Source organism: Corynebacterium sp. (assembly GCF_022712195.1).
In the GTDB taxonomy this organism is placed as follows: Bacteria; Actinomycetota; Actinomycetes; order Mycobacteriales; family Mycobacteriaceae; genus Corynebacterium.
Window position 1 is genome coordinate 1 of sequence record NZ_JALAGY010000027.1, and the last position, 9,327, is coordinate 9,327.

Annotated in this window: 9 protein-coding genes and 1 tRNA gene; 2 read left to right on the forward strand and 8 right to left on the reverse strand. The window is 70.2% G+C overall.

The window, feature by feature from the left end; translation table 11 throughout:
* Positions 1-13: 13 nt before the first annotated feature.
* On the forward strand, positions 14-826 hold the full coding sequence (locus Q0A34_RS03585; RefSeq protein WP_291478531.1) for an aldo/keto reductase: 813 nt from the start codon (positions 14-16) through the stop codon (positions 824-826).
* 62 nt (positions 827-888) lie between these two features.
* A complete protein-coding gene (locus Q0A34_RS03590; RefSeq protein WP_291478522.1) occupies positions 889-1,593 on the forward strand; it encodes a response regulator transcription factor in 705 nt (234 codons plus the stop codon).
* A gap of 99 nt (positions 1,594-1,692) precedes the next feature.
* On the opposite strand, the gene Q0A34_RS03595 is transcribed toward Q0A34_RS03590, so the two are convergent.
* From Q0A34_RS03595 to Q0A34_RS03630, 8 genes are all read right to left on the reverse strand, one after another.
* The gene (locus Q0A34_RS03595) at positions 1,693-1,992 is read right to left on the reverse strand and encodes a GlsB/YeaQ/YmgE family stress response membrane protein (RefSeq protein ID WP_291478524.1); all 300 of its coding nucleotides are present in this window, start codon (positions 1,990-1,992) and stop codon (positions 1,693-1,695) included.
* A 52-nt stretch (positions 1,993-2,044) separates the two neighbouring features.
* On the reverse strand, positions 2,045-2,242 hold the full coding sequence (locus Q0A34_RS03600) for a CsbD family protein (RefSeq protein WP_291478525.1): 198 nt from the start codon (positions 2,240-2,242) through the stop codon (positions 2,045-2,047).
* Positions 2,243-2,467: 225 nt separating this feature from the next.
* Positions 2,468-3,244, reverse strand: a complete 777-nt coding sequence (locus tag Q0A34_RS03605) for a glycosyltransferase (protein WP_291478526.1) — start codon at positions 3,242-3,244, stop codon at positions 2,468-2,470.
* Positions 3,241-4,632, reverse strand: a complete 1,392-nt coding sequence (locus Q0A34_RS03610) for a bifunctional PIG-L family deacetylase/class I SAM-dependent methyltransferase (RefSeq protein ID WP_291478528.1) — start codon at positions 4,630-4,632, stop codon at positions 3,241-3,243. Before Q0A34_RS03610 ends, Q0A34_RS03605 begins: the two co-directional genes overlap by 4 nt.
* Positions 4,629-5,705, reverse strand: a complete 1,077-nt coding sequence (locus Q0A34_RS03615) for an acyl-CoA dehydrogenase family protein (RefSeq protein WP_291478529.1) — start codon at positions 5,703-5,705, stop codon at positions 4,629-4,631. Before Q0A34_RS03615 ends, Q0A34_RS03610 begins: the two co-directional genes overlap by 4 nt.
* A 140-nt stretch (positions 5,706-5,845) precedes the next feature.
* Positions 5,846-5,919 (reverse strand) — tRNA-Pro (locus Q0A34_RS03620).
* Between the two features lie 106 nt (positions 5,920-6,025).
* The gene (locus Q0A34_RS03625) at positions 6,026-6,907 is read right to left on the reverse strand and encodes a metallophosphoesterase (protein ID WP_291478533.1); all 882 of its coding nucleotides are present in this window, start codon (positions 6,905-6,907) and stop codon (positions 6,026-6,028) included.
* 177 nt (positions 6,908-7,084) lie between these two features.
* Positions 7,085-9,208, reverse strand: coding sequence for a transglycosylase domain-containing protein (locus Q0A34_RS03630; protein ID WP_291478535.1), 2,124 nt, complete (start codon positions 9,206-9,208; stop codon positions 7,085-7,087).
* Positions 9,209-9,327 lie beyond the last annotated feature (119 nt).

Here is a 9,327-nt window from a genome sequence, read left to right on the forward strand (position 1 = left end):
CACCCCCTCCCCGCTGGCACTGCCGGGCATCGGCTTCGGCACGTACAAGTTGCGCGGCGCCGAAGGTGCCGAGGCGGTGACCGGGGCGATCGAACTCGGGTACCGGCTCATCGACTCCGCCTACAACTACGAGAACGAAGGCAGCGTCGGTGCAGGTATCCGCGCCGCCGTCGAGAGCGGTGCGGCCGCCCGCGACGAGATCGTCTACACCAGCAAGCTGCCGGGACGGTACCACCGACGCGAGGACGCGCTCGCCACCGTGGCGGAGTCCCACTACCGCTCCGGCGTCGGCCCCATCGACCTCTACCTGATCCACTGGCCCAACCCGAAGCAGGGTCACTACGTCGAGGCGTGGAAGGCCCTGATCGAGGCCCGGGAGCGTGGCCTGGTCCGGCACATCGGTGTGTGCAACTTCCTGCCCGAGCACCTGGAGGTCCTGGAGAAGGAGACCGGGGAGCTGCCGGAAGTCAACCAGATCGAGCTGCACCCGGCCTTCCCCCAGGTCGGTGCACTGGAGTGGAATGCTGCCCACGGGATCATCACCCAGGGGTGGAGCCCTCTGGGGCGCGGGGCGGCACTGGACAGTGCGCCGGTGCAGGACGCGGCCCGCGCCCACGGGGCGACGCCCGGGCAGGTCGTGCTCGCGTGGCACCGGGCCGTCGGCTCACTGGCGATCCCCAAGGCCGCCGGACGTCAACGGCAGCAGGAGAACCTCGAGTCGCTGACGGTGGAGCTCACCGACGACGAGGTCACGGCGATCACTGCGCTGGGGAACCCGGACGGGCGGCTGAAGGGCCAGGACCCCGCCACCTACGAGGAGTTCTGACCCGTCGGGCCACAGTGTCCACAGTGTCCACTGTGTCGGCGGCGTGTCAGTAGGATGGTCGCGTGACTCTCTCGCCCTACCGCCGTCCCCCACGGCCACTGAATCTGCGTCTCCTCAACGACTACGAGGTTGTCGTCGTCGGGCTCCGGTCCATGCTCGAGCCGTTCGCCGACAGGATCAGGGTGGTCGAGACGGAGGTCGGGTCGGTCTCGGACGTGACGGCCGACCTCACCCTCTACGACACCTTCGGACGCTCCCAGGTGGAGGGCCTCGACCTGGACGAGGTCCTGCGCGACAGCGACGCGGGGCAGGTCGTCGTCTACACCTGGAACATGCGGGCGGAGTTCATCCGTAGCGCCCTGGACAAGGGGTGCCGCGGCTACCTGGACAAGTCGATGGGTGCCGAAGACCTGGTGCGGTGCCTCGAGGCCATCCACCGGGGTGAGGTGATGGTCTCCGACACCGCGGACTTCATCAGGCCCGAGACAGATGAGCCGGGGGAGCCGGTGTCCCGCCGTGGCTTCTGGCCCGGGCAGGACGTGGGGCTCACCGCGCGGGAGGCCGAGATCATCGCCCTGGTCACCCAGGGCCTGACGAACGCGGACATCGCCGAGCGCTGCTACATCACCATCAACTCCCTGAAATCCTGCATCCGGTCGGCCTACCGCAAGATGGGTGTGGAGCGGCGCTCCCAGGCGGTCCGCTGGGGGATGGAGCACGGGATGACTCCGCCGTCTGCACGGGGACGGGAACCGCAGCGCAGCTGACAGAGGGCGGGGCAGGCACGAGGAAGCCCGCCCGGGGTGCCGTTCGCGGCGTCCCCGGGCGGGCTCACGTTCACCTGTGGCCGTTGCTGTGGCTCCCGGCTACCTCTTCCTGGTGACCAGGCCGACGATCCAGAGCAGGATCACCGCACCGATCAGGCAGGTGATGAAGCTGAAGATGATGCCTCCTCCTGCGACGTCCACGCCGAACAGGGTCAGAAGCCATCCGCCGAGGAAGCCGCCGACGACGCCGACGACGATGTTGAGGATGATCCCCATGGACGCGTCGGTGCCCATGATCTTCGAGCCGATCCAGCCGGCGAGACCGCCGACGATGATCCAGCCGATGAATCCCAGCGGGGGTGCTGATTCCGCCGCGAGGATGAGAGTGGTGGAGTCCATCATTTTCTCCGTTCGTGAAAAGTCGGTTACAGGTCAGGTGGTGGCGGGGTGGTCAGTCGCCGGTGATCTTGTTGACGCCCTCGGAGATCTTTCCCTTGGCTTTCTCCGCGGCATCCCGGACGTCCGACTTCGCCTGGTCGACCTTTCCCTCGCCCTTCAGTTTGTCATTGTCGGTGACGTTGCCGGCTGCCTCCTTGGCCTTGCCGGAAACATCCTCTGCGGTGCTCTTGAGGTTGTCGTCGAGTCCCATGGTGGTTCTCCCTTCGATCGTCGGAAACGCTTGCGGGGCCCGAGTATACGTGAATCAGATGTGGCCGTGGGGTAATTCTGAGCGTTAATTATCGAGGCCCACACCCCTTTATTCGTTGAAAATGCATGCGAAATGGGCCGTGTCGGAAAAGGACTTCCGAGACGGCAATTGTCAATGTAATTCCGGCTGTCGTGTCGGTGTGTTCCTCCTTTCCTCTCCGGCGGCTCAGGTGCCGACCGGTGGTTCGTCCGACCCGGCGGAACCGTCGCACGTGCGGAGGTACCCGGCGAATCCGTCGACGATCCGTCCGGTCCGGCGTGCCGAGGTCAGCACCCTGCCCCGGTCCGTCGCCGTCCAGGGCACGCCCATGTCCTTGAGCAACGCCACGGTGCGGACGTCCTCACCCACCGCGACGTCCACGAACCCGCCTACGGCGAGCAGCAGGTCGAGCCGTACGCCGAGGTTCGCCCCGTGGACCGACGTGTGCCCTTCGCCCAGCGTGTGGTGGGCGGCCCACTGTCGTGCGGCAGGGGTCCCCGGTGGCTCATCGGGGACCACGGTCCCGGTGACCAGCCCGTAGCCGGCGTCGGCGTCCTCCAGCTGTGTCCGCAGCCAGTGGGGAGGCACCACGGAATCGGCGTCGGTGTGCGCCGTCCAGTGCCGGTGGAGCGGCACCCCGGCGACGGCTCCCCAGGTCGTCGCGTCGGCGACACCGGCGTTCCGGACGGCCCCGATGTGGGGGAAGTAGCCGGACATCGTCCGGACCTCCAGCCTGCCGCAGGCGCCGGGGGACCCGACCACCTCGGCGACCCTGGTCTCGCTGGCGTCACTGCACCGGTCGAAGACCACGGTGAGGGACACCGGCACCGTGAGCGCCCTGGCGGCTCCGGCGATGGAGCGGACCGCGGCGGCGACCGTCTCCTCCTCGTCGTGGACGGGGAGGATCACCGACACGGCCTCGATCGGCCCGGAGGGGCGGGGAGGAACTGTGCTGCCCGTCATCGTCGGGCACCCCCGTCTGTCCCGTCCGCTCCGTCTGCACCGTGGCGCCACAGCACGATCTCGAAGTCGCGGTCCCGGACGCGCAGCGACTCCGGCTGCGTCAGCGTCCCGGCGAGGACGGCGTGCACGTCCGCGGCGTCCAGCGGCCACCCCTCGACCGGATGCCGCCAGTGGCAGGCCAGCACAGCCCCGGCGTCCGAGTCCCGGATCCGGCGTGCCAGGGCGCGCATCCGCCCCGGGCTGAGGAAGTAACCGGTCTCGGAGAGCACGACCACGTCGGGACGCAACGGACCGCCCGCGTCCCCGGCCGGCCACTGTTCGGGCACCATGCACTGGCGGAACGAGACACGCGGGTCGTCGACCGCGCGTCGGGCCCGGGTGAGGGCGGCGGTGCTGTCGTCCACGGCGATGACCCGGTCGCACCGTCCGGCGAGGTCGGCGGCGAGCGTACCGACGGAGCAGCCGATCTCCAGCACTGTCCCGGTGTGCGCGTCGGGCAGCGCCGCGAGCGTGAGCGCCCGCTTGCGCTGTTCGTACCAGCTGGTCCGCGTCGACCAGGGGTCCGGGGTGCCCCGGTGCAGCCCGTCGAAGGCGGAGCGCCGGTCCGGGGGCGTCTCCACGAAGATCTCCACGCCCCGTGAGAAATGACGGAGGACGGACGCACTGAGGAGCGCCTCGTTGCCCGGCTCCGGCCCCAGCGGCTCCACCTGGGAGCGGTGCCGGGCGACGGCGGAGCGTTTGGCGTCCCGGGCGCGTGGGTCCAGGCTGAGGGACACGGCCCGGCCGTCCCCGGACAGCGCCGGGAGATCCTCCGGGCGCCCCCAGTGCCAGAACCACAGTGGTGCCTCCAGGTGGACGGTGTCGGTCCGCCAGGCGGCGGCTGACGTCGCCAGCGCGACGGCCCGGTGGTCCGGGTGCCCGTCACCGCGCCATGTGGAGACCAGCAGGCAGCCGGCCGCCCCGGCGCCGGTGACCGCACGGACCACCTCGGCGGTCAGTGTGTCGCCGTGCTCTGCGGTCCGGCCGTCGCCGAGTCCGAGGAACCGCAGCCGCGCCCGGGGCGCCAGTTCGGCCACCGCCGAGGAGCATTCGTGCCGGCGCAGGGACGCGAGTCGCTCCGGGGTGTGGGTGGGCGAGTCCGGGTGAGAGGCCTCCCCGTCGGTGGCCACCAGCACCTCGACGTGCATGCCTTTCGCCCCGGCCAGGGCGAGCAGTCCGCCGCACATCAGGGACTCGTCGTCCGGGTGGGCGGCGACCACGACGAGGCCGGTGAACCCGGTGAGGTCGAAGGGGGTAGCGATGCCGGCAGTGCCGGCGGTGCGGTTCACTCCTGCGGCTTCCCACACGGCTTCGTCGGTCCCGCGGTCACGGTGGTCGAAGGTCGTCATCGCCCGCCCCACACCGTGGGGAGACCGTCCAGTGCCCGTGAGCCCACTGTCGCCAGGTCCTTCTCCGGCTTGTGCTGCCGCAGGTACACCTGCAGGTCCGCGACCCGGCGGGCGAAGTCCTCGTCCCCGGTCAGCGGCGCGGGGCCGAGGGCGTGCGTCACGCTGGTGAGGACGGTCTCGCAGGCGTCGTGGACGACGGCGCGGGCGCGCAGTGCCTCGGCCCACTCCGGATCGCCCGCGTCACCGTCCCCGTCGACCCGTCCGGCGAGCTGCTCGAGGACAGCCCCGGCGGCGACGAGGGCCGCGTCGCACCGCCCGAGGTGCCAGAGACTGATCTGGTCCACTCCGGCCGGGGAGTCGGCAGGGGAGTCGGCGCGGTGGGCCAGGTGCATGTGCAACTGCTGCACCAGGGCGGAGGCACCGCCCCACCACACCGCCGCGACGCCGACGGCGCCGAGGGCGAACCCCGGTCGCGACAGGTACCAGTCCTCCGGGCCGACGTCGTGTGCGGGGACCGCGTCGAAGTCCAGGGTCACCGTCTCCACCTCCCGCAGTCCCCGTGACACCCACGGGGCCCCGCTGACGGACACGTTGTCCCCGGTGAGGCGTACGGCGAACAGTGTCCGGCCGCGCTCCGAGGTCCAGGCGCTCACCAGGGCATGGCTCAGGGAGCCGGCCAGGGAACACCACGGTTTGCGGCCGGTCAGACGCCAACCGCCGTCGGCGTCCCGCTCCGCACGCAGAGGCGGGCAGGTTCCCTCGGCGGCGAAGACTCCCCAGGTGGACCGGTCGGGGACGAAGACCACGGGATTGAAGTCGCGCGCCTGCTCCAGGATGCTGAGCGCGTCGAGGTGGGGCTCCACCACACGCGCGACCGTGAGGTCGAGGCAGCCGAGTTCGGCCAGGCCCCGCCACAGACGGCGGGCGTTGCCGGGCGTCTGCAGCCCGAGGGTGTTCCGCACGTCGGGGGCCAGTTCCAGTGATTTCGGCGCGTCCCCCCGCGACCACCGGACAGCGGACTGGAGCGACACGGGAAGTACATCGTGACAGTCGTACGGTGTGAAGCTCGTCATCCGGCCAAGGCTAGGAGAACTCCGGACCGCCGGACACACCCCTGAGGGTGGTCCACGGCAGGGCCGCACCGCGTGAGCGTGGGGAACGAGAAAACACCCTCCGTCCTGCCTGTGCAGGTCGGAGGGTGTTCCTCTGGCTGTCGGGGTAGCGGGATTTGAACCCACGACCTCTTCGTCCCGAACGAAGCGCGCTGCCAAGCTGCGCCATACCCCGGTCTGGAACGGCACACCTCATCCCTGGCGGGAATCGCTGTGTCGCAACAGGTAAGCACTATAGACGGCCGGACGGCCCACTGGCAAAACAGCTGTACACGTCGGTGTCAGGCCGGGCGCTCCACCACCCTGAGGACCGTGGCGGAGGGGCGGCAGAACGTACGGAACGGAACGTACTTCGACGTCCCCAGTCCGTTGGTCACGTGCAGCCACATCCGCTCGGACCAGCGGGAGAGCCCGGACGCCCGGGACCGGTCGATCCCGCAGTTGGTGATGATCGCCCGCCCCCCGGGCAGGCACAGTTGGCCGCCGTGGGTGTGACCCGACATCATCAGCTGGTAGCCGTCGGCGGCGAACTCGTCGAGCACCCTCGGCTCAGGGGAGTGGGACAGTCCGATCGCCAGGTCCGCCTCGGTGTTCGGCGGGCCGCCGAGCAGGTCGTAGTCGTCCCGGTCGAGATGCGGGTCGTCGACACCGCCGACGGCCAGCTTCACCCCGGCGGTCGCGAAATCCACCCGACGGTGCGTCGCGTCCTCCCACCCGTGCTCGATGAAGGCGGCGCGCATGCCGCGCCACGGCAGCTCGACGTCGCTGGGTTTGTTGCGCTTGCCCAGCAGGTAGTTGAAGGGATTCACCGGGTGGGGTGCGTAGTAGTCGTTGCTGCCGAAGATGAAGACCCCGGGGCGCCGGAGCAACGGGCCCAGGGCACGCAGCACGCCCGGCACGGCCTGTTCCTCACCGAGGTTGTCGCCGGTGTTGACCACGAGGTCCGGCGCGAGGGCGTCGAGACCGGCGACCCAGTTCTGCTTGGCACGCTGACCGGCCAGCATGTGCAGGTCGGAGACGTGCAGGATGGTGAAGGCCTCCCGACCGTCGTCGAGGGTGCCGGGCTCGAGCGCCGGGACGGTCACCTCGTGGAGGACGAAGGCGCGGGTCTCGGCGACCGCCGCCAGGGCGGTGGCCGCACCGACGGCGGCCAGGGTGCCCACTGAGGCGAGGGCCCCGGAAACCACGCGGGACGGCAGGCTGCGCGGTCGCCCCGTCTCCCCTTCATGTCGGTGCAGGGCGGGCTGTTGTTCTGGGCTGCGTCGGATGCTCACCCTGACCAGTGTAACGGCGGTCCCGGCACGCGCCGGGCCTGCGCCGGGCACGTCGGTCCGGTGGGTCTAGTCGAACTCGTCGAGTGTCATGTCCCACCCGGTGCTGCGGCTCTCCTGCCGGGGTGCCGGGGCATCGGTGGTGGCTGTCGCGTTGCGGTAGCGGTTGGGGCTGCCCCGGTCGTAGTCGCGGTCGTAGCGCGGCAGGCCGGTGCCGCCGTAGCTGGAGGCCATGGAGTTCGCCGCGGTGAAGAAGGCCCGGGCGGGTTCATTGCCGCCGTAGAGGTCGCCCTCTGCGCACTGCCGGAGCGGGGAGGTGCACAGGGGGGAGGTCTGGGAACCGTCGTTGAAGGCGTAGGTCGCGCCGGCGAGCCCGGGGGTGAAGCCGAGGAACGCGGCGGAGAGACTGGTCTCGGTCGTCCCGGTCTTCGCCGAGATCGGCCCGCTCCACCCGGAGGCGTCGGCGGCGTCGGACGCGGTACCGTTCCGCACGTCCCCTCCCATGCCGTTGGCCAGGGCGTCGGCGACGTCGCGGGAGAGCGCCTGTTCACAGGGAGGGGTGTCCAGCTCGACCTCGTCGCCGTTGCGGTCGGTAACCGACAGCACGGGGGAGGGCTCACACCACCGTCCGTGGTCGGCGAGGCTGGCGGACACGTTGGCCAGCTCCAGGGGGTTGACCTCCAACGGGCCCAGCACGAAGGAGCCGAGGTTGCTGTCCTTGATGAAGTCGGCGACGGAGCTCTCCCCGTCGTAGGAGCCCGGCTCGCCGTAGGAGCGCAGGCCGAGGTCGACGGCGATGTCCGTCATACGTTCGGTTCCCAGCTTCTCCGCCATCGCCACGAAGGGGGTGTTGGGACTGGTGGCCAGGGCCTCACGCAGGCTCATGCTGGACTTGAAGTCGCCGGCGTTCTCCACGCAGTAGCGGTTGGCGGGGCACCCGGCGGCACCTCCGCTGCCCATGCCGGACACCTCGATGCGCGACGGGACGGAGAGGGTGGTGTCCAGGCCCAGCCCCTTCTCCATGGCCGCGGCGGCGGCGAAGAGCTTGAAGACACTTCCGGCACCGTTGCCTTCGGAGGTGTGCGTGACCGGCAGGACGGTCTCGCTGACGTCCGCGTCGAGACCGTAGGTCCGGGACGAGGCCATGGCGACGACCTCGTGGGCGTCATCGGTGGGGGCGATGAAGTTGGAGGCCATCGACACCCCCGGCGTGGACGGGTCCGCCTGGGAACGCACCGCGTCGACCGCGGCGTCCTGCGCATCCGGGTCCAGTGTGGTGCGCACGGTGTAGCCGCCGCGGGCGATCTCCTCGCGGTCGAGGTCGTGGTCCTCGAGGTAGGACAGGACGTAGTCGCAGAAGAACCCGGCGTTGTCCGCGCCGATGCACCCGTTGTCCTCCCCGGCGGGGGACTCGTTGACGCCGAGGGGTTCGGCGATGAACCGGTCGCGTTCCGCCGGGCCGAGGGCGCCCGAGGCCTCCATCGCCCTGAGGACGTCGTCGCGCCGGGACTTGGCGCTGTCCGGGTTCGCCCACGGGTCGTGTGCGCTGGTGGACTGGACCATGCCGGCCAGCAGGGCGGCCTGGGGGACGGTGAGGTCGGCGGCGCTGGTGGAGAAGTAGGTCCGGGCGGCGGCCTCGATGCCGAAGGCGCCGTTGCCGAAGGAGATGAGGTTGAGGTAGCGGGTGAGGATCTCGTCCTTGGAGTAGCGTTTCTCCAGGTCCGTGGCCATCTTCATCTCGCGCAGCTTGCGGGCGGCGGAGGTCTCGGTCGCGGCGGCGCGTTCCTCGTCATTCGCGGCGTCGATGAGCAGCAGGTAGTTCTTGATGTACTGCTGGTTGATGGTCGAGGCGCCCTGTTCCACGCCGCCGCTGGAGAAGTTCGCGGCCAGGGCTCGCAGGGTGCCCCGGACGTCGACGCCGTCGTGTTCGTAGAAGCGACGGTCCTCGATCGCGACGATCGCCTCCTTCATGCTGTCGGCGATCTCGTCCGTGCCGACGGAGTACCGGCGCTGGTCGTACAGCGTGGCCAGGGTGTTGCCGTCCCTGTCGGTGACCGTGCTGACCTCGGGCAGCGACTCGTTGTCGTCGATGTCGGCGAGGTCGCTGTCGACGGTGTCGGATCCGGCGTTGACCGCCAGTCCGGCACCGCCGACCAACGGGACGACGGCGAACGCGGTCAACACCCCGACCATGACGATGGCGAGGAGGAGTGTGGCCGCGTTCCTGAGGTAAGTCACACGAAAAGGGTATCGGATGCCGACGGTGACAGGGACACAGTGCGGCAGACGGGGTCGGGACGGACGGCAGGGGG

What these genes read in the sequence shown, in the direction of transcription:
- Q0A34_RS03605 (WP_291478526.1), bottom strand. Translation starts at nt 3,244, where the DNA reads ATGACGGGCAGCACAGTTCCTCCCCGCCCCTCCGGGCCGATCGAGGCC.
- Q0A34_RS03630 (WP_291478535.1), bottom strand. Translation starts at nt 9,208, where the DNA reads ATGGTCGGGGTGTTGACCGCGTTCGCCGTCGTCCCGTTGGTCGGCGGT.
- Q0A34_RS03595 (WP_291478524.1), bottom strand. Translation starts at nt 1,992, where the DNA reads ATGGACTCCACCACTCTCATCCTCGCGGCGGAATCAGCACCCCCGCTG.
- Q0A34_RS03610 (WP_291478528.1), bottom strand. Translation starts at nt 4,632, where the DNA reads ATGACGACCTTCGACCACCGTGACCGCGGGACCGACGAAGCCGTGTGG.
- Q0A34_RS03615 (WP_291478529.1), bottom strand. Translation starts at nt 5,705, where the DNA reads ATGACGAGCTTCACACCGTACGACTGTCACGATGTACTTCCCGTGTCG.
- Q0A34_RS03600 (WP_291478525.1), bottom strand. Translation starts at nt 2,242, where the DNA reads ATGGGACTCGACGACAACCTCAAGAGCACCGCAGAGGATGTTTCCGGC.